Source organism: Paenibacillus sp. YYML68 (assembly GCF_027923405.1).
Taxonomy (GTDB): domain Bacteria; phylum Bacillota; class Bacilli; order Paenibacillales; family NBRC-103111; genus Paenibacillus_G.
The window spans coordinates 3,285,061-3,303,392 of record NZ_BQYI01000001.1 but is presented as its reverse complement, the minus strand read 5'-3'; the positions used below and the strand labels follow the sequence as shown (position 1 = coordinate 3,303,392).

The following is an 18,332-nucleotide window of genomic DNA, read 5'->3' as shown; positions in this document are numbered from 1 at the left end:
CGCTGCGCATTAGACGTGAGAGGGAGCGATACCGGTCATTACAGTGAAGGGAGGCCGACTCATGAAGGGAAACATTACGTCTGCCACGTCGGATGACGAGGTGCTGCAGCGCATATTCGATTATATTAGTGACCATTTGCTGACCGGAGTGAGCAGGGAGGACATAGCGAAGCACGTTCACTTTCATCCGGTCTATTTGTCCAGATTTTTCAAGAGACGAACAGGCAGCTTGCTCTCTGAATATATCCTTAAGCAGCGAATCGAGCGTGCGAAATCGATGCTGGCAGAGCCCGGCGCGAAGGTTGGTTGGGTCGTGAATCGGCTAGGCTATGACAATTCGTCCCACTTCACTCGTCTGTTCAAGAAGATGACTGGCTGCACCCCTCTCGAGTATCGAAAACAGCATCGCTCCACCATCAGCAGTAGGCTTTAATCGAAGTCCGCATCCTCCGAGTCTAATCGACTTTAGGAGGATTTTTTCATGCTCCGATCTTTTTCTTTTTGACAAGCTTCATGATATGATAGAGGGAGCATGATAATTATGGGAGGTCGTACCCGGTGGATTGCATTTTTTGTAAAATCGTAGAAGGCTCGATTCCTTCGAAGAAGGTGTTTGAGAACGATCACGTGCTTGCGTTTCACGACATCAGTCCAGCAGCGCCCGTTCACATTCTCATTATTCCGAAGAAGCACATTGCGACGATGAACGACGTGGAGCCAGACGACTTCGGTCTGATCGGTGAGGTGCATCGCGCGGCGCAGCAAATTGCCCGCGAGCAAGGCGTGGCGGAGTCCGGCTATCGACTGATCAACAACTGCAACCGCAACGGCGGACAAGTCGTGTATCACATCCATTATCACCTGCTTGCAGGGGAACAGCTCGGGCCGCTGAACGCGAAATAACGCATCTTCAGCACGATTCGGCGACGTTGTCGAGATATTGCGAATATAGGTTGACATCTGCCTATGCGCTTATCTATAATGAGGTTTGATGAATGTCTTTTTTCGTCTTGGACGGTCTGTTCGGAGGGAGGGAAAACTGGTGTCAGAAACTCGAGTTCGCAAGAACGAAACGATAGATGCTGCACTTCGCCGTTTTAAGCGTTCCATCGCTAAGGATGGCGTATTGGCGGAGGTCAAGAAACGTAAGCATTACGAGAAGCCTAGCGTTAAGCGTAAGAAGAAGTCAGAGGCTGCTCGTAAGAGAAAGTTCTAGGAGGCTTAATCGATGAGCTTAAGCGAGAAACTTAACGAGGACATGAAGCTCGCGATGAAGAGTCAAGACAAGTTTAAACTCTCCGTGATCCGAATGGTTCGAGCAGCTATCAAAAATATTGAGATAGATACGCGTAAAACCTTAGAGGAGCAAGAAGTGCTAGACGTCTTGACTCGCGAGATCAAGCAGCGCAAAGATTCCCTCCAAGAATTTGAAAAGGCCGGTCGTGACGATTTGGCGGAAAACCTTAAGGCGGAAATCGTCGTATTGATGGAATACATGCCGCAACAGCTTTCAGATGAAGAAGTTAAAGCCATTGTACAGCAGACCATCCAAGAAGTGGGGGCTTCTTCAAAAGCGGATATGGGTAAAGTCATGGGCGCTCTGATGCCTAAGGTGAAGGGACGTGCGGACGGCAAGGTCGTCAACACGTTTGTTCAAGAGCTTTTAGTCTAACGACATGAGAAGCACTCCATTATGGGGTGTTTCTTTTTTTTCGCTGAACATGAATCGAACGGGTTGTGCTTACGTAATACTTGTGATGTCCTACTCCTCCATTGTACATCGTTCGCGCGGGTCGCTTGGTGTATGGTGTGGGAAGATAGCGATGAAGGAGGTTGAAGGAATGATGAACCATTCGGCTGCAGAGTCGCAGCGCTTCGATTGGCGCCATAGTGCGTGGCGCAGGCTCATTGTGCTCGCGCTGTCCGTACTGCTGATGCTTCCTGGTATGCTGGCCTACGCAGCTGCACAGACTGGCGAGCAGCGTTCTGAGCTGTCTCCAGTCGTGGTCATACCGATCGAGCAGACGATCGAAACCGGCCTGGAGGCGTATCTGGAGCGCGCCTTCGCCGAGGCGGTGGACTTGGAGGCTGCTCATGTCATACTGGAGATTGACACACTTGGCGGTCGCGTCGACTCGGCGGAGCGCATCGGCAGTCTTGTGCGAGAAAGCAAGATACCAACGGTCGCCTACATACGCGGCAAGGCGATCTCAGCTGGGGCGTACATTGCGCTGAACGCCAATCGGATCGTGATGAAGCCGGGCAGCTCCATCGGGGCGGCCGCTGTCGTGGATGGCTCAGGTGAAGAGGTGGAGAGCGCGAAGGTCATCTCGTACTGGTCCGGTCAAATGAAGGCCGCTGCGGAGCTTCGTGGACGCGATGCGCGTATCGCTGAGGCGATGGTCGATAAGCGGGTACAGCTGCCGCTGACGGCTATTGAGCGAACGGTTGAGCCTGGGCAAATTTTGACGCTGACATCAGGTGAAGCACTGAAGCTCGGCTATGCGGATGGGCAAGCGGAGGAGCTTGCCGAGGTGCTCGCTATCCTTGACAGCAGCAGCCGTACCGTCGTCACCATCGACCTCAGCCCTGCGGAGAAGGTGGCGCGCTTCGTCACGCAGCCCTGGGTGTCGGTCGTGCTGCTGCTGGTCGGTATCGCAGGCATCGCCATCGAGCTGCTAATTACCGGCTTCGGGCTTGCGGGGCTGCTTGGCGTGGCGGGCTTCGGGCTCTATTTCTTCGGCCACTACATTGCCGGCTTTGCGGGGGCTGAGGATATCGTGCTGTTCGTCGCAGGCATATTGCTCCTCGTGCTCGAAATATTCGTCTCCAGCTTCGGCATTCTTGGCATATTGGGAGCAGTCTGCTTGTTCAGCGGCGTCGTGCTGTCTGCGTACAACATGAAGCTTGCGGCGGTGAATCTTGCGATTGCATTCGTTGCAGCTGTTGCCGTCGTGGCCATCGTCGTGCGATACTTCAAGCATCGAGGTGTCTGGAACCGGTTCATACTGCGAGAACGGCTGACGACTGAGCAAGGCTACGTGTCGGCTGCCGATCGGCAGGAGCTGGTCGGACGAGTCGGCTGGACGCTGACACCGCTACGACCAGCCGGTACGATGCAGCTGGACGAAGAGAAGCTTGACGTTGTCGCGGATGGCACGTTCGTGCCGAGCGGCAGGCGGGTGAAGGTCATCGAGGTTGAAGGGATGCGCATTGTCGTTCGCGAGGTGAAGCCTGACGAGGCGGATGAGCAGCTGTAATCGCATCTCGAACGTGTGGGCAGTATGCAAGCTTTGAACATGTTAGATCTTATATTTTAGGAGGCTTATGAGTTTATGGGCACTACTTTAATTTCTGTATTTTTTCTAGCGGCGGTTGTCATCATTGCACTGTCCGTTTTCTTTACCTTCGTGCCAGTGATGTTGTGGATCTCGGCGATCGCTTCTGGCGTTCGCATCAGCATTATTACACTAGTCGCGATGCGTCTTCGTCGTGTAATTCCAAGTCGTATCGTCAATCCGCTCATTAAGGCGACGAAGGCGGGCTTGAGTCTGACGATTAATCAGCTCGAAAGTCACTACCTTGCAGGCGGTAACGTCGACCGTGTCGTTAATGCGCTGATCGCTGCGCACCGCGCCAACATCCAGCTGCCGTTCGAGCGTGCTGCTGCGATCGATCTGGCCGGACGTGACGTGCTGCAGGCGGTGCAGATGAGCGTTAACCCACGTGTCATCGAGACTCCGGTCGTATCTGCCGTAGCGAAGGACGGCATCGAGGTGAAGGTTATTGCGCGTGTAACTGTGCGTGCGAACATTGATCGTCTCGTCGGCGGTGCAGGCGAGGAGACGATTATTGCCCGTGTCGGCGAAGGTATTGTTACGACTGTCGGCTCTAGCAGCTCACATAAGGACGTGCTGGAGAATCCGGATCGTATCTCCACGACGGTTCTTAGCAAAGGACTTGACGCGGGTACAGCGTTTGAAATATTGTCCATCGATATTGCCGACATCGATATCGGCAAGAACATCGGTGCTTACCTCCAGACCGAGCAGGCCGAGGCCGACAAGCAGATCGCTCAGGCGAAGGCTGAGGAGCGCCGCGCGATGGCGGTCGCACAGGAGCAGGAGATGCGCGCACGCGTCGTTGAGATGAAGGCGAAGGTCGTCGAGGCGGAGTCCGAGGTGCCGCAGGCGATGGCTGAAGCGCTTCGCGAGGGCAAGCTCGGCGTGATGGACTACATGAACCTGAAGAACATTGAGTCCGACACGCAGATGCGCGCAAGCCTTGGGAAGATGAACGATCCGCGGGACAATCAGGGGGAAGAGTCGTAAGAGCGTCTACAGGCGAGTCACGGGTAATGAAACTAGAGCCTGAAGGCGGTGATCACAATGCGAATATTCGAATGGTTGCTTGATAACTGGGTGTTCTTTGCCGTACTGTTGTTCTCCTTAAGCTCGATGCTCGGTAAGAAAAAGTCGGCCGATCCGAAGCGGCCTGCATCCCAGCCGCGGGGAGGGATGCCGACGTTCGGCGGCGGCGAGCTGCAGCCGAGCGAGTCGTCTCCTAGCGCGGAGCCGCGCAAGCAAGCGGCAGGCGGCGGCAGGGCGGCCATGAGCCAAGGCGAGCCGCGTCCGGCAAGGCTGGACCGCTCGCGCGATGAGCGCAGCGCTACGGCCGCTAGAGCGCCGATAAGCGGCGAAGGCTCAGGTCGCGGCGCTGGCTACGGCAGCATCGGCCGGGGCGGCTCCGCGCAGGGCAGCAGTGCCGCCTACGGCGGCCAGTCTACCCTGCAGACGGCTGCCGCTCAGCGCGGCGACTCTCGCTCGCAGGGGCAGGCCGCAGGCGCCGCTGGGGGCCTTGCTGATGGCGGGCCTCATGCGCCCGGTATCGGCCCTCTGACGCCGAGCCAGGCGGCTCAGGGCGTGCTCTGGGCCGAGATACTCGGCCCGCCGCGGGCGAAGCGTCCTTACAAGCGTGGCTAAGTTTAAGCCGCAATAGCAATGATGAAAGCCGCAGCTCCGGTGAAGGGAGCTGCGGCTTTTTGCCGTGCCCAGATTATACGGCTGCCGGTCATATTTTCGAATTGCGAACATATCGTGTAAATAGCCCGTGATCTGCCGCTTGCTGCCCACGGCTATGCTACGGAGGAGGTTAAGTATGCGCAGTCTAACTCGCAAAATTAATCAATTTACGGCAAAACTGCTCGACCTGCCTCAAGACGTCGCCATGGACCTGCCGCGCATCACGATGATCGGGAATATGCAGCTGTACATTGAGAATCATCGCGGCGTGCTCCACTTCTCAAGCGATTCTCTGAAGCTGGCGCTATCGAAAGGAAAGCTTGAGGTAAGCGGCTCCAACCTGGTCATCCGTGAGATTATGCCGGATGAAGTCATGATCGAAGGAATGATTCGCGATATCCAATATATTTCCTAGCTTGGAAAGGGGAAGTGCGTCTTGAACGAATCGTTGATTCACCGTATTCGCGGTTATGTTCGCATTGAGGTGACCGGCCGCCATTTGGAGCGCCTGGTCAATCGGCTTACCGAGAAACGAATGTCCGTCTGGGACATTCGTTATTTGGACAAGGATCGGATCGAGATGTATGTGACGATTCCGCATTTTTTCCGCCTTCGTCCGCTCTTGAAGGAGACAGGCTCCCGGATTCGTTTGCGGTCGAAGGAGGGCTTTCCGTTTTGGCTCGCGAGGGTGGAGCAGCGTAAATTTTTTGCCGCAGGGCTGCTCGGGTTCGTGATCGGGATCTACTTGCTGTCGTCGCTCGTGTGGCAGGTGCGTGTTGAAGGGAATGAGGCGATCTCCTCCGAGACGATCAAGCAGGCGGCAAGCAACGAGGGCATTCGGCGTATGCAGTGGAAGTTCAAGCTGAAGGAGCCCTCGGAGCTTGCGAAGTCCATACAGGCGAACGTGCCGGGTACGGCATGGGTCGGCGTTGAGATCAAGGGGACGCATGTTATTATCAAGATCGTCGAGGCCAAAATACCAGAGAAGCCGCCGTTAATGAATACACGTAACTTGGTCGCGTCGAAGAGCGCGCTCGTTACGGAAATTTTCACAGAGAAGGGTCGCCCAGTGGTGAAGCCCAATACGTATGTGCGAAAAGGGGACGTGCTCATCTCAGGCACGCTTGGCGACGAGACGAACCAGCAGACGGTCGTCGCGCAGGGTACGGTGAAGGGGATCGTGTGGTACAAGCCGACGGTCGAGGTGCCGCTTGTGCAGCGGTACAAGGTGTTCACAGGGGAGAGCAAGGAGCGCTCCTATCTCGTGCTCGGCAGCAGAGCGGTGCAGATTACGGGCTACGGCAAAGTGCCGTTCGAGCAGATCGAGACGATTACCGAGCGTCACACGTTAAGCTGGCGTACGTTCACGCTGCCGATCGGCTGGCTGAAGGAGACGCTGCGAGAATATGATGTACACGAGCAGCCGATCGACGAGAAGGAGGCTCTGACTGTCGGATTAGAGCAGGCGAAGCTGCAAATCTTGTCCGAGGCGGGCAAAGATGCGAAGATCGTGTCCGAAAAAATTTTGCATGAAAAGACGGAGAATGGTAAAGTTTATATGGAAGTATTCTTAGAAGTGGAAGAGCCGATCGCGGTTGAACAAACGATTGTGCCATAATCCCTCAAGAGGAGAATTAGATGGAACAGGCGACAACGGTGAAAGTATCCTTGAAAAATCCGGCCGAGGGCCAGGCGCTCTTTGGCCCTCAGGACAAGTTTTTGCACCTGATTGAGCAGGAGGTGCAGGCTACGATTTACTCCCGTGAGGAGGAGATCGTCATTCAGGCGTCGCCTCAGGTGACGACGCGGCTGGAGCATCTGTTCACAGTGCTGCTGGCCTTGATCCGTAATCAGTATGTGCTGACTGAGCGGGATGTGTTGTATGCGCTGGACTTGTCCAGGGAGCTGAAGGCTGATCAGTTGCTTGATCTGTTCAAGGGCGAGATCGCCGTCACGCATAAGGGCAAGCCGATTCGCGTCAAGACGATCGGGCAGAAGCAGTACGTCAGCGAGATCAAGAAGAAGGATATCGTCTTCGGGATCGGACCTGCGGGAACAGGCAAGACGTACATTGCTGTCGTCCTCGCCGTCGCCGCGCTGAAGGAGGGCAAGGTGAAGCGAATCGTGCTGACCCGGCCTGCCGTCGAAGCGGGCGAGAGTCTCGGCTTCCTGCCGGGCGATCTCCAGGAAAAGGTTGACCCGTATTTGCGCCCATTGTATGATGCACTTAACGACGTGCTCGGGCCGGAGCAGGTGCTCAAGTCGCTGGAGCGCGGTCTGATTGAGATTGCGCCGCTTGCGTACATGCGCGGCCGAACGCTCGACGATTCGTTCATCATTCTCGACGAAGCGCAGAATACGACGCCGGAGCAGATGAAGATGTTTCTGACGCGCCTTGGCTTCGGCTCCAAGATGGTCATCACGGGAGACGTGACGCAGATCGATCTGCCGCGGGGCAAGTCGAGCGGACTTGTGGAAGCGAAGCGCATTCTGAGCGGCATCGAGGAGCTTGGGTTTATCACCTTCGCCGAGCAGGATGTCGTGCGCCACTCCCTCGTGCAAAAAATTATAGTAGCCTATAATGAAGACAAAGAAGGCTGAGAAAGGGCTGACCTTTCCTATGAGCAACCGCGTTTCCATTCAAGGCAAATATCAATACCGGCTCGCCGGCTGGAGGTACAGCGCCATCGTGCGCTTTCTTCTGTTTCTGGCGCTTGTTGTCTTTCTATATCTGGCGCTGTTGAATCGGGTTGTGCCGCAGACGTACGATGTGCAGCTCAATGAGGCGGCGGAGAAAGATATATTAGCGCCAAGGGCCATACTGAATGAGCTCGCGACGAAGCGGGCAGAGGACGAGGCGGCGGCGAAGGAGCAGCCGGTGTACAAGATCGTAGCGCTGAAGAATGAAGCGGCGGTCGAGTCGATCTTCGAGAAGCTGCAGCAGATCAATGCCGATACGGAGGTCAGCCTAGCGGACAAGGTGAACATCTACAAGACGGTCATTCCGGAGCTGATTGACGGTCATCTGGATCGGCAGCTGAAGCAGTTCGAGGCAAGCGGTCAGTTCAGTCCGGAGCTGCTGGAGGAGATGCGCAAGTCGTTCGAGAGTCAGCCCTACCGCATACCCGAGGAGGCGTACTACAAGCTTCCGCGGCTGACGAAGGACGATCTTACGGTGATGGAGCCAGTGGCGCGAGACATCGTGTCTCGTCTCATGACCGATCAGCTGCTGGATGCGCAGACAGCAAGGGCGAAGGTTGCTGAGCTTGTGAACGCTTCCACGCTGTCGAAGAACAACGCCCGCGAGCTCGTGCAGGAGCTGGTCCGCGCTGTGCTCACCTCCAACAAGTTCTACGATCAGAAGGGCACGGAGGAAGCGAAGGATAAGGCGCGGGAGAACGTGAAGCCAGTCTACATTAACAAGAACGATATATTGGTGTTCAAGGGCGATACGATTACGGAGGACGTGTACCAGCTGCTCGCCTCGCTCGATCTGTTGAAGGACGAGCGGACGTATTGGCCGCATCTGGGGCTGTTCCTGTTCGTCAGCTTATGCTGTCTGCTGCTGTATATGTACGTGCGTCAAAGCCAGCTGCCGATTCATTACAACAATGTACAGCTGTTCATGCTCGTCCTTATTTTATTTCTTACCGTTACGTTCATGAAGGTGTTCTCGATGATGCAGACGCTTGAATATCCGTATATCGGCTATTTGGCACCGGCTGCGATGGGCGCCATGATGATTACGATCCTATTGAACCCGCAGATTGCCTTCATTGCAGCTGTCGTGCTGGGCGTCATTGCCAGCATCATCTTCAATGGCGACCAGCTGCAGATGTTCGACTTCCGGTATGGCTTGCTTACGCTGGCGACGTCGTTCGCTGCCATCTTCTCGATTCAGAGAGCGAGTCAGCGGTCATCGATTCTGAAGGCTGGTGTTATGGTGTCGCTGCTGGCCGTCGTGCTCGTTGGCTCGATGCTGCTCTTCGAGGAGCAGGACACGAAGCGTGAGATGATATTCGCTGCATCGTTCGCCCTCGGCAGTGGTCTATTAACCGCCGTGTTCGTCATCGGGCTGCTTCCGTTCTTCGAGGTGGCGTTCGGCATTCTGTCTCCGCTCAAGCTCGTCGAGCTGTCGAATCCGAACCACCCGCTGCTGCGGAAGCTGCTGACCGAGACGCCAGGCACGTATCATCATAGCGTCATGGTCGGCAACTTGTCTGAGGCCGCTGCGGAGGCGATCGGCGCTGATGGGCTGCTGTGTCGGGTAGGCGCTTACTATCACGACATCGGCAAGACGAAGCGACCGAGCTATTTTATCGAGAATCAGGCGAATATGGAAAATCCGCATGACCGTATCGATCCTGCGCTCAGCAAATCGATTATTGTCGCGCATGCACGCGACGGCTCGGAGATGCTGAAGGATTTCAACATTCCGAAGCCGATCCGCGACATCGCCGAGCAGCATCATGGTACGACGCTGCTGCAATATTTTTACCACAAGGCGATCAAGCAGGCCGAGGAACGTGGAGAGCTGCCGCCCGAGGAGGAGGAGTATCGCTATCCGGGTCCGAAGGCGCAGTCCAAGGAGGCGGCGATCGTCGGCATCGCCGACTGCGTGGAGGCGGCTGTCCGTTCGCTTCGCAATCCGACGGTCGAGCAGATCGATTCGATGGTGCGCAAAATTGTGAAGAGCCGTCTCGATGACGGACAATTCAACGATTGCGACCTGACGATCAAGGAACTGGATCATATTACCAAAACATTGAATGAAACGCTGCTCGGCATCTTCCATTCCCGGATCGAGTATCCGGCCGATGTGCAGGGGGCGAAGACGGAGCAGCAGCCCCGTCCGAACGATCACAAAAAAGAGGTGGCGCCATGAGTTTGCGGTTGTCTTGGAATAATGAGCAGGAACAGCACAGCATTACGCCTGAGCTGATTGCAAGGCTGAAGGAGCTGCTCGTCCTTGCAGGGCGGGCAGAGCAGGTGATGGATGGCGAAGTCGCACTGTCGTTCGTGGACGATGCAGCGATTCAGGAGCTGAATATGCAATATCGCGGTCTCGATAAGCCGACGGACGTGCTGTCGTTCTCGATGATGGAGATGGGCGAGGACGAGATTGCGATTATCTACGGCGACGAAGAGTTCGACGAGGAGGAGTTCGAGTTTATCGAGGTCGAGGGGGGGGCAGACGGCAAGACAGGTTCGACTGGCTCTGACGAGAATGACGAGCTCGAGGACGATGAAGAAGGCGAAGAGGAGCCGCTAGGCGACATTATTATTTCGGTTGAGAGAGCGGCTGCTCAGGCTGAGGAATACGGTCATTCGCTGGAGCGGGAGCTCGGATTTCTGTTCGTGCACGGCTTCCTGCATCTGATCGGATACGACCATCAGAATGAGGATGAAGAGAAGCGGATGTTTGCGAAGCAGGAAGCCATACTCCAGCAGGCAGGACTTACCCGTTGACTCCGCAGGGCAAGTGGCAGCGAAGCTTCCGCTATGCGTATGAAGGCGTCCAATATGCCCTTGCAACCCAGCGCAACATGAGATTTCACTTCTTCACGGCGTTCGCGGCGCTGGTCCTTGCCTTGATGCTCGGGCTGTCTAAGGCTGACGTCTTGTTCATCCTGCTAGCGGTTACGCTCGTCATTGTAGCCGAGCTGATGAATACCGCCATTGAGAAGGCGGTAGACCTCGCAATGCCTGACATTCATCCGCTGGCCAAAATCGCGAAGGATGTCGCTGCAGCCGCGGTACTGGTGACTGCGGCTTTTGCCGTTATGACCGGGATGATCGTGTTCTACGAGCCGCTGGATCGGCTGGTGCGCACGGGTCAAGCGCTGCAGGGCGGCGTCCTGACTGCAGGCGCCGTATGGGTGCTGCTGTCGCTGATCATTCTGACCGTTATCGTCGTGCAGACGCGCTTCACCGATAAGGGAACATGGATGAAGCCGAGCTTGTTCAGCGCGGTTGCATTCGCCGTGGCGACGCTGATCGCATATCGGGCGCATGACACGCTCACGGCGCTGCTTGGCTACTTCCTCGCATTATTGCTGACGTTCGCGCTTCATGATAAGAGACGCAGGCCGTTCGCCTCGCAGCTTCTCGGAGCGCTGCTCGGCAGCTTGATGACGGTTCTTGTTTTTTATTTATATCCGCTGTAAAGGCATTCATAGGATCGCTCAGAACAGAAGGGACTGATGTAGACTATGGAGCAAGCGAAGCTGATCGAACAGGCCAAACTAGCGCGTGAGCGCGCGTATACGCCATATTCCCGCTTCAAGGTCGGCAGTGCACTGCTGGATGCGTCAGGCCGGGTGCATCTGGGCTGCAACGTCGAGAATGCAGCTTACGGTCCGACGAACTGCGCGGAGCGTACAGCGCTGTTCCGCGCCATTGCCGACGGGGAAGCGGCGGGGAGCTTTAAGGCGATCGCCGTTATCGGCGACACCGAGCAGCCGATTGCGCCATGCGGCGTATGCAGGCAGGTGCTCATTGAGCTGTGCGCGCCGGATATGCCGGTATATATGGCTAATCTTCGGGGAGACGTCGCTGTTACGACGGTGGCGGCGCTGCTGCCCGGAGCTTTCACATCACAAGATTTGGACGGGGGAACGAACAGTTAATATGTCATCTACATCTACTACGAAGCAGAACAGCTTCCGATCGGGCTTCGTTGCGATCATCGGAAGACCGAACGTCGGTAAGTCAACGCTCATGAATCAGGTCATTGGACAGAAGATCGCGATTATGTCCGATAAGCCGCAGACGACACGGAACAAAATACATGGTGTGTATACGACGGATGATTCTCAGATCGTCTTCCTCGATACGCCCGGCATTCATAAATCGTCTTCGAAGCTCGGAGACTATATGATGAAAGCGGCGGAGAGTGCGCTCAAGGAGGTCGAGGCGATCTTATTCCTCGTTGACGTCGTCGAAGGGATCGGCGGCGGGGATCGTTACATCATCGAGCAGCTGAAGAAGGTGACAACTCCGGTCATTCTGGTCTTGAACAAAATTGACCAGGTACAGCCAGAGGCACTGCTGCCTATTATCGTCACGTACAAGGAGCTGTATCCGTTCGCGGAGATTGTGCCGGTCTCGGCGTTGAACGGCAACAATGTCAATACGCTGATGACACAGATCGTGAAATTTTTGCCGAACGGTCCCCAGTATTACCCGGCTGATCAAGTGACCGATCATCCTGAGCAATTCGTCTGCGCGGAGCTGATTCGCGAGAAGATTCTACATCTGACCCGTGAGGAGATTCCGCATTCGATCGCGGTCGGCATCGAGGATATGAAGGTGCAGGATAACGGCGTTGTCTATATTGGCGCAGTTATTTACGTGGAGCGGGACTCTCAGAAGGGGATCATCATCGGCAAGAAGGGCGCGCTGCTTAAGGAGGTCGGCCAGAAGGCGAGAGCTGACATCGAGGCGCTGCTCGGCTCGAGAGTGTTCCTGGAGCTGTGGGTGAAGGTGAAGAAGGATTGGCGCAACAAGGACGTTGTGCTGAAGGACCTCGGCTTCCGCCACGAATAGGCTCGTTCGCCCGTTTCAGTGCGGCTTCGCTTAGGTTAATGGATATCATGCATACCAGTTTTTTGTCAGCATACTTCGATGCGATTCGTACCATGCTAATCCTATAAACAGGTAATGTTGTCATGTCACCAAGGGGAGGATGAACCATGAGAGATTTTTCGTGGAAGTATTTTTCGATGACTGGAGATGTGGATGCCTACCTGCTTTATAAAGAAATGAACGGCGGTCCGGAGGCTGAAGAGCCGGAGCTTGAGCAAGACACAGCTGCCTTGCACGAGGAATGGCTGCAATAGCAACGAATGAAGCAGCCCCTCAGTTTAGCTTCGCTACATTCGTTTCGAGGCTTGCCATAACAAATTCCGGACATTACGGAGCTTGTTATTTCAGGATAGGGAGAGGCGGCCTTATGCAGCACAGGTTGCAAGGAATCGTAATTCGCGGGATTGACTATGGGGAAGGCAACAAAATAGTGACGGTGTTCACCAAGGAGCAAGGGAAGGTGAGCTTCGTCGCCCGCGGCGCGAAAAAAGTAAAGAGCAAGTTCGGCTCTGCGGTGCAACTGTTCACACTGGGCGATTATTCGTATTATAAATCGGGTCAGCTCGGCTCGCTGCAGCATGCCGAAATCGAGGATTCGTTCCAGAAGCTTCGCGAAAGCCTCGATCTCGCCGCCTATGCATCCTGCTTGGCTGAGCTGACCGAGCGCATGTTCGGAGACCATGAGGGGCATCCTTACATGTTCGAGCAGCTAAAGGGGAGCCTAGCCGCATTGAGGGACGGGAAAGATATGCAGATCGTACTCCACCTGTATGAGATGAAAATGTTCATGCAGGCTGGCTACGCTCCCGAGCTCGAGCAATGTGTGCTATGTCGGGGTCATTCGGAAGCGGTTACGTTCAGCAGCAACTTGGGTGGCATCCTATGCGAGAGCTGTCGCCTGCGTGAGCCGGAGGCCGTTCGTCTGACGCCCGGTGCACTGAAGCTGCTGCGCTTATTCCAGCAGCTCGATGTGCGCCGGCTCGGTCAGATTGATGTGAAGCCGGAAACGAAGGCACTTTTGAAGACGATGATGCGAACTTATTTCGATACGCACATTGCGATCAAGCTGAAGTCCAGAGATTTTCTAGACCAGCTGTATAAATACGACTTGTGAGAAATTGACATGTTTTTGACACAATGCTATTATAATGTGATATAATATGAGTTTTACTCCACCATTTGGCTCCAATCCTGGAGCTTTTCTTCGTGTTAGATCACAATAGGAGGCTTTCCATCTATGAGCAATTCAGGGGCGCTTAAGCCGGTTGTTTTTGTGGCCTCCGACTCGGCTGGCGATACGGGCGAAGCCGTCGTTCGAGCCGCTACCGTCCAGTTCGAGCCGCTAGAGGCTGATATTCGCAGGTCACCCTTTATCAAAGGGCGTGCAGACATTGATATACTCATGCAGGCGGTCAAGCTTCGTGGAGGGACGATCGTCTTTACGCTCGTTATTCCTGAGCTTCGCGATTATTTAATCCAAGAGGCAGAGAAGAACGGCATTCCGTATGTCGATCTGCTTGGCCCCGTAATTCGTGCGCTAGAGCATTCGTTCAATCAGGAGGCCAGTCACCGTCCTGGTATGATTCACCGACTGGATGAAGACTATTTCCGCAAAGTCGAGGCGATCGAATTCGCAGTTAAATACGATGACGGCCGGGACTTTAACGGTGTGCTGCAGGCAGATATCGTGCTGGTAGGCGTATCCCGTACCTCGAAGACACCTCTCTCCATGTATTTGGCCCATAAGAAGTACAAGGTCGCGAATGTGCCACTCGTGCCCGAGATCGCGCCGCCAGATCAACTGTTCACCGTTTCTCCCAAAAAAATGATCGGTCTTCGAATTGATCCCCATAAGCTGAATATGATACGAACAGAAAGACTGAAGACTCTTGGCTTGCCAGGCAACGCCACCTACGCGAACACGGAGCGCATACTGAAGGAGCTTGCGTTCGCCGATACGATTATGAGCAAAATCGGCTGTACCGTTATTGATGTGTCGAATAAAGCGGTGGAGGAAACAGCGAGCATGATCATCGATCTTATGCGTTCGCGGTAGCTGTTGTTTTAGAGAGGAAGCAGGATTTTTTGTAAATTCATCGTATATAATATTACGGTAGTTTCGCACGTCAATCCTTCAACCCGGCAGGTATAAGCATATGTTCAAAATAATGGTTGACGCCGATGCGTGCCCGGTTAAGCCAGAAATTCGGCAAGCTGCGGCGCTACACGGCGTTCCCGTCCTTATGGTTGCCTCCTTCGATCACCGGCTGCAGCCGGAGGAAGGGGTGCAGATCGTGCAGGTTGACCGGTCAAGCCAGTCGGCTGATCTGTATATCGCGAATAAGGTAAGCCCTGGAGATGTGCTCGTTACGCAGGACTTTGGACTTGCCGCATTGGCTTTGGGCAAGCGGGCTTATGCGATGTCTAACAGAGGACAGTTGTATCAAGATAAGTCGATTGATTTCTTGCTTGAGCGCCGACATGAGCAAGCGAGGCTGAGGCGCGGGGGGAAGTATACGAAGGGGCCGAAGCCGTTCACCGAGCAAGATCGACAAATATTTCTACAATCTTTGACAAAACTTTTGTCGAGGTTGCAGGAAAATCACACGACATAGCGAATAGTTATACGTGTTAATGGAATTGTAGGTGGATAGGATGAGTAACGGACGCATTCCGCAGCCCGTCGTCGACGCAGTGCTGAAGGCTCACGACATCGTCGAGGTCGTTGGCAAATACGTCCACTTGACGAAGCAGGGACATTATATGAAGGGACTGTGTCCTTTCCACTCGGAGAAAACGGCTTCGTTCACCGTCACACCGGAGAAGCAGATCTATCATTGCTACGGCTGCCAAGCCGGTGGGAATGTAATCGGGTTCGTCGCCGATATTGAGGGATTGTCCTACGGGCAAGCGATTCGGAAGCTGGCGGAGGAGGCGAGTTTGGATGTTCAATTCGGACTTGCTACAGACGGCCCAGAGACGAAGGAGAACAAGGATCGGACGAAGCTGCTCGAGGCATATGAGCTGGCGGAGAAGCTGTACCAGTACATCCTGCATAACACCGAGCAGGGGAAGGCGGCCAAGCAATATTTACGCAACCGCGGGCTTAGCGATAAGCTGATGGAGGCGTTCGGGCTCGGCTACGCGCCGCAGCGCTGGGATACGCTGGTGAACTTGCTGGAGAAGAAGCAGTTTCCGCTAACGCTCATGGAGCAAGGCGGTCTTATATCCGCTAAGCAGGACGGCACTGGCTATGTGGATAAGTTTCGCGATCGGGTTATTTTTCCCATACGGGACTGGAAGGGGCAGACGGTCGCCTTCGGTGGACGATTGATGGGTGACGGGCAGCCCAAATATTTAAACAGTCCCGAATCGATGCTGTTCCACAAGAGCAGGACGCTGTACAACATGCACGCAGCAAGACCTCAGATACGCAAAACGCAGGAGCTGGCTCTGTTCGAAGGCTATCTTGACGTTATTCGCTCATGGGATGCAGGCGTACACAACGGCGTTGCTACGATGGGAACGGCACTGACGCCGGAGCATGCGGAGCAGATCCGAAGATTGGCCGAGCGCGTTGTCGTTGTATACGACGGCGACTCAGCCGGGCAAGCGGCAGCTTACAAGAGCATTCCGCTGCTGGAGAATGCAGGCTGTCAGGTTAGAATCGCACTGCTGCCAAGCGGTATGGACCCTGACGAGTATATTGGCAAATACGGTTCTGAACGATTTGTACGCGAGATTATGGATCCCGCTGTACCATCGATCAAATATAAGCTTCTATATTTTCGCAGAAACTATAAGATGCAGGAGGATGGGGAGAGGCTACGATACATACAGCAGGCACTTCGGGTTATCGCAGGTCTTGCGTCGCCGATTGAACGAGAGCACTACGTAAAGGAGCTGACCACGGAGTTTCGTTATTCCTTCGATACCGCTATGCAAGCGTTGAATGAAATCAGGCTACAAGCGGAAAAAAAGGAAGCACAAGGGGATAATAAACCTAATCCGTGGAATAATGTTAGGAATAACGGGAGGCCCCGAACACAGTCTCCTGCGATCATTCCTGCATATCAGTTTGCCGAAAAGCAGCTGCTTGCGGTTATGATTCAGGATCAAGAGGTCGCCCAGTACGTGGAAAAACAGCTCGGAGACGGCTTTAATGTAGAGGAGCATGCGGCAATTGCTGCTTACCTGTACGCTTATTACGCGCAAGGCTACGAACCGAATGCAAGCATGTTCATCGGAATGCTTCAAGATGACAAGCTAGAGAGCTTGGCGAGCTCCTTAACCTTAATAGATAATCGCAATGGCGTGAATGAAGCCGTCATTGACGATTACATCCGCGAAATAAAGAAGTACCCTCTCGTGCAAGAGCTCGAAGCGAAGAGAGAGCAAGTGAAACAAGCAGAACGCTCGGGAGATATCCCGACCGCTCTGAAGCTGGCAAGTGAAATCATTTCCTTGGAGAAGCAGCTGAAGTCATCATGATAGCCGGTCCATCAGAGGACTGCTCCAAGGAGGAGGGAGTTGGATTTATGGCGAACGATCAACGCACTGAAATAGAGACCGAGTTGACGTTAGAGCAGGTAAAAGACCAATTAATCGAACAAGGAAAGAAACGTTCGGCCATTACGTACAAGGAAATTATGGAAAAGCTGGCTCCTTTCGATCAAGATCCGGAGCAAATCGACGAATTCTTCGAGCATCTTCAGGAGATGGGCATCGATGTCGGCAACGAGTCGGATGAAGAGCATGAGATGGGTCCGATGGAGCATGACGATTTCCAATTCGATGATGACCTGTCCCTGCCGCCGGGCATCAAGATCAACGATCCGGTTCGGATGTACTTGAAGGAAATCGGCCGTGTGCCGCTTCTGTCTGCCGAGGATGAGGTAGACCTCGCGAAGCGCATTGAGCTCGGGGATGAGGAAGCGAAGCGTCGATTGGCCGAAGCGAACCTGCGACTTGTCGTCAGCATAGCGAAGCGTTATGTTGGACGCGGCATGCTGTTCCTCGATCTCATTCAAGAGGGCAACATGGGCTTGATCAAGGCGGTTGAGAAGTTCGACCATACGAAGGGCTATAAGTTCAGTACATATGCAACCTGGTGGATTCGTCAGGCCATTACCCGTGCGATCGCGGACCAAGCGAGAACGATCCGTATTCCTGTGCACATGGTAGAGACGATCAATAAGCTCATTCGCGTGTCGCGGCAGCTCCTGCAGGAGCTTGGGCGTGAACCGACACCGGAGGAAATTGCGAAGGAAATGGACCTGAGCACCGATAAGGTTCGTGAAATTATGAAAATCGCGCAGGAGCCGGTATCGCTTGAAACGCCGATCGGTGAAGAGGACGATTCGCATCTGGGCGACTTCATCGAAGATCAAGAGGCACTGGCACCAGCCGATGCAGCTGCTTATGAGCTTCTGAAGGAACAGCTGGAGGATGTGCTGGATACGTTGACCGAGCGTGAGGAGAACGTGCTTCGTCTACGCTTCGGACTCGATGACGGCCGTACAAGGACGCTGGAAGAAGTAGGCAAAGTGTTCGGAGTCACACGTGAGCGTATTCGACAGATTGAGGCGAAGGCGCTGCGGAAGCTTCGTCATCCGAGCCGAAGCAAGCGGTTGAAGGATTTTCTCGAATAGACGCTAATGACGCGTGTAGTGCGGCGCTACTTTGGCGGTGGACGCATGGATTAGACCTTTCTGCGAATCGCTG

The 18,332-nt window shown here is 54.5% G+C and carries 21 protein-coding genes; all 21 read left to right on the top strand.

Features of this window, described 5'->3' with window-relative positions; translation table 11 throughout:
- Positions 1-61 precede the first annotated feature (61 nt).
- The 21 genes from PAE68_RS15095 (at position 62) to rpoD (ending at position 18,259) form a co-directional block, all read left to right on the top strand.
- Positions 62-433: a helix-turn-helix domain-containing protein gene (locus PAE68_RS15095; RefSeq protein WP_281888239.1), complete on the top strand. Its 372-nt coding sequence runs from the start codon at positions 62-64 to the stop codon at positions 431-433.
- 125 nt (positions 434-558) lie between these two features.
- Positions 559-903 (top strand): histidine triad nucleotide-binding protein, encoded by a 345-nt coding sequence (locus PAE68_RS15090; protein WP_281888236.1) that lies wholly within the window; start codon positions 559-561, stop codon positions 901-903.
- A gap of 139 nt (positions 904-1,042) precedes the next feature.
- Positions 1,043-1,216, top strand: a complete 174-nt coding sequence (rpsU, locus tag PAE68_RS15085) for a 30S ribosomal protein S21 (protein ID WP_010491812.1) — start codon at positions 1,043-1,045, stop codon at positions 1,214-1,216.
- Between the two features lie 12 nt (positions 1,217-1,228).
- Entirely contained in the window at positions 1,229-1,672 is a 444-nt protein-coding gene (locus PAE68_RS15080; protein ID WP_281888229.1) for a GatB/YqeY domain-containing protein, read from the top strand.
- A gap of 172 nt (positions 1,673-1,844) precedes the next feature.
- Positions 1,845-3,260 (top strand): NfeD family protein, encoded by a 1,416-nt coding sequence (locus PAE68_RS15075; RefSeq protein WP_397379489.1) that lies wholly within the window; start codon positions 1,845-1,847, stop codon positions 3,258-3,260.
- Positions 3,261-3,335: 75 nt separating this feature from the next.
- A complete protein-coding gene (gene floA, locus PAE68_RS15070) occupies positions 3,336-4,331 on the top strand; it encodes a flotillin-like protein FloA (RefSeq protein WP_281888227.1) in 996 nt (331 codons plus the stop codon).
- A 57-nt stretch (positions 4,332-4,388) separates the two neighbouring features.
- Positions 4,389-4,982: a hypothetical protein gene (locus tag PAE68_RS15065; RefSeq protein ID WP_281888225.1), complete on the top strand. Its 594-nt coding sequence runs from the start codon at positions 4,389-4,391 to the stop codon at positions 4,980-4,982.
- A 175-nt stretch (positions 4,983-5,157) separates the two neighbouring features.
- Positions 5,158-5,436: a sporulation protein YqfC gene (gene yqfC / locus PAE68_RS15060; RefSeq protein WP_281888220.1), complete on the top strand. Its 279-nt coding sequence runs from the start codon at positions 5,158-5,160 to the stop codon at positions 5,434-5,436.
- A 21-nt stretch (positions 5,437-5,457) separates the two neighbouring features.
- Positions 5,458-6,639, top strand: a complete 1,182-nt coding sequence (yqfD, locus tag PAE68_RS15055) for a sporulation protein YqfD (RefSeq protein ID WP_281888218.1) — start codon at positions 5,458-5,460, stop codon at positions 6,637-6,639.
- Between the two features lie 20 nt (positions 6,640-6,659).
- Positions 6,660-7,622, top strand: a complete 963-nt coding sequence (locus PAE68_RS15050; protein WP_281888216.1) for a PhoH family protein — start codon at positions 6,660-6,662, stop codon at positions 7,620-7,622.
- A 19-nt stretch (positions 7,623-7,641) separates the two neighbouring features.
- On the top strand, positions 7,642-9,906 hold the full coding sequence (locus tag PAE68_RS15045; protein WP_281888213.1) for an HD family phosphohydrolase: 2,265 nt from the start codon (positions 7,642-7,644) through the stop codon (positions 9,904-9,906).
- Complete coding sequence (gene ybeY, locus PAE68_RS15040; protein ID WP_281888210.1) at positions 9,903-10,490, top strand: rRNA maturation RNase YbeY; 588 nt, start codon at positions 9,903-9,905, stop codon at positions 10,488-10,490. Before PAE68_RS15045 ends, ybeY begins: the two co-directional genes overlap by 4 nt.
- Complete coding sequence (locus PAE68_RS15035; RefSeq protein ID WP_281888207.1) at positions 10,487-11,188, top strand: diacylglycerol kinase; 702 nt, start codon at positions 10,487-10,489, stop codon at positions 11,186-11,188. The genes ybeY and PAE68_RS15035 overlap by 4 nt, the downstream gene beginning before the upstream one ends.
- A 45-nt stretch (positions 11,189-11,233) precedes the next feature.
- Positions 11,234-11,650: a cytidine deaminase gene (gene cdd, locus PAE68_RS15030; RefSeq protein WP_281888205.1), complete on the top strand. Its 417-nt coding sequence runs from the start codon at positions 11,234-11,236 to the stop codon at positions 11,648-11,650.
- A 1-nt stretch (position 11,651) separates the two neighbouring features.
- Positions 11,652-12,569: a GTPase Era gene (gene era, locus PAE68_RS15025; RefSeq protein WP_281888203.1), complete on the top strand. Its 918-nt coding sequence runs from the start codon at positions 11,652-11,654 to the stop codon at positions 12,567-12,569.
- 146 nt (positions 12,570-12,715) lie between these two features.
- Positions 12,716-12,862, top strand: coding sequence for a YqzL family protein (locus PAE68_RS15020; protein WP_281888200.1), 147 nt, complete (start codon positions 12,716-12,718; stop codon positions 12,860-12,862).
- Positions 12,863-12,975: 113 nt separating this feature from the next.
- Positions 12,976-13,722, top strand: coding sequence for a DNA repair protein RecO (recO, locus tag PAE68_RS15015; protein WP_281888197.1), 747 nt, complete (start codon positions 12,976-12,978; stop codon positions 13,720-13,722).
- A gap of 123 nt (positions 13,723-13,845) precedes the next feature.
- Entirely contained in the window at positions 13,846-14,664 is an 819-nt protein-coding gene (locus PAE68_RS15010; protein ID WP_281888195.1) for a pyruvate, water dikinase regulatory protein, read from the top strand.
- A gap of 100 nt (positions 14,665-14,764) precedes the next feature.
- The gene (locus PAE68_RS15005) at positions 14,765-15,223 is read left to right on the top strand and encodes a YaiI/YqxD family protein (protein ID WP_281888193.1); all 459 of its coding nucleotides are present in this window, start codon (positions 14,765-14,767) and stop codon (positions 15,221-15,223) included.
- A gap of 40 nt (positions 15,224-15,263) precedes the next feature.
- On the top strand, positions 15,264-17,099 hold the full coding sequence (dnaG, locus tag PAE68_RS15000; protein ID WP_281888191.1) for a DNA primase: 1,836 nt from the start codon (positions 15,264-15,266) through the stop codon (positions 17,097-17,099).
- A gap of 47 nt (positions 17,100-17,146) precedes the next feature.
- Positions 17,147-18,259 carry an RNA polymerase sigma factor RpoD gene (rpoD, locus tag PAE68_RS14995; RefSeq protein WP_281888189.1) on the top strand — a complete coding sequence of 371 codons (1,113 nt, stop codon included), beginning with the start codon at positions 17,147-17,149 and terminating at the stop codon, positions 18,257-18,259.
- Positions 18,260-18,332 lie beyond the last annotated feature (73 nt).

Excerpts from the sequence above, each read along its gene's own strand:
- PAE68_RS15095 (WP_281888239.1), top strand. The coding sequence starts at position 62 with ATGAAGGGAAACATTACGTCTGCCACGTCGGATGACGAGGTGCTGCAG.
- PAE68_RS15080 (WP_281888229.1), top strand. The coding sequence starts at position 1,229 with ATGAGCTTAAGCGAGAAACTTAACGAGGACATGAAGCTCGCGATGAAG.
- PAE68_RS15075 (WP_397379489.1), top strand. The coding sequence starts at position 1,845 with ATGAACCATTCGGCTGCAGAGTCGCAGCGCTTCGATTGGCGCCATAGT.
- floA (WP_281888227.1), top strand. The coding sequence starts at position 3,336 with ATGGGCACTACTTTAATTTCTGTATTTTTTCTAGCGGCGGTTGTCATC.
- PAE68_RS15065 (WP_281888225.1), top strand. The coding sequence starts at position 4,389 with ATGCGAATATTCGAATGGTTGCTTGATAACTGGGTGTTCTTTGCCGTA.
- yqfC (WP_281888220.1), top strand. The coding sequence starts at position 5,158 with ATGCGCAGTCTAACTCGCAAAATTAATCAATTTACGGCAAAACTGCTC.
- PAE68_RS15050 (WP_281888216.1), top strand. The coding sequence starts at position 6,660 with ATGGAACAGGCGACAACGGTGAAAGTATCCTTGAAAAATCCGGCCGAG.
- PAE68_RS15045 (WP_281888213.1), top strand. The coding sequence starts at position 7,642 with ATGAGCAACCGCGTTTCCATTCAAGGCAAATATCAATACCGGCTCGCC.
- ybeY (WP_281888210.1), top strand. The coding sequence starts at position 9,903 with ATGAGTTTGCGGTTGTCTTGGAATAATGAGCAGGAACAGCACAGCATT.
- cdd (WP_281888205.1), top strand. The coding sequence starts at position 11,234 with ATGGAGCAAGCGAAGCTGATCGAACAGGCCAAACTAGCGCGTGAGCGC.
- era (WP_281888203.1), top strand. The coding sequence starts at position 11,652 with ATGTCATCTACATCTACTACGAAGCAGAACAGCTTCCGATCGGGCTTC.
- PAE68_RS15020 (WP_281888200.1), top strand. The coding sequence starts at position 12,716 with ATGAGAGATTTTTCGTGGAAGTATTTTTCGATGACTGGAGATGTGGAT.
- recO (WP_281888197.1), top strand. The coding sequence starts at position 12,976 with ATGCAGCACAGGTTGCAAGGAATCGTAATTCGCGGGATTGACTATGGG.
- PAE68_RS15010 (WP_281888195.1), top strand. The coding sequence starts at position 13,846 with ATGAGCAATTCAGGGGCGCTTAAGCCGGTTGTTTTTGTGGCCTCCGAC.
- PAE68_RS15005 (WP_281888193.1), top strand. The coding sequence starts at position 14,765 with ATGTTCAAAATAATGGTTGACGCCGATGCGTGCCCGGTTAAGCCAGAA.
- dnaG (WP_281888191.1), top strand. The coding sequence starts at position 15,264 with ATGAGTAACGGACGCATTCCGCAGCCCGTCGTCGACGCAGTGCTGAAG.
- rpoD (WP_281888189.1), top strand. The coding sequence starts at position 17,147 with ATGGCGAACGATCAACGCACTGAAATAGAGACCGAGTTGACGTTAGAG.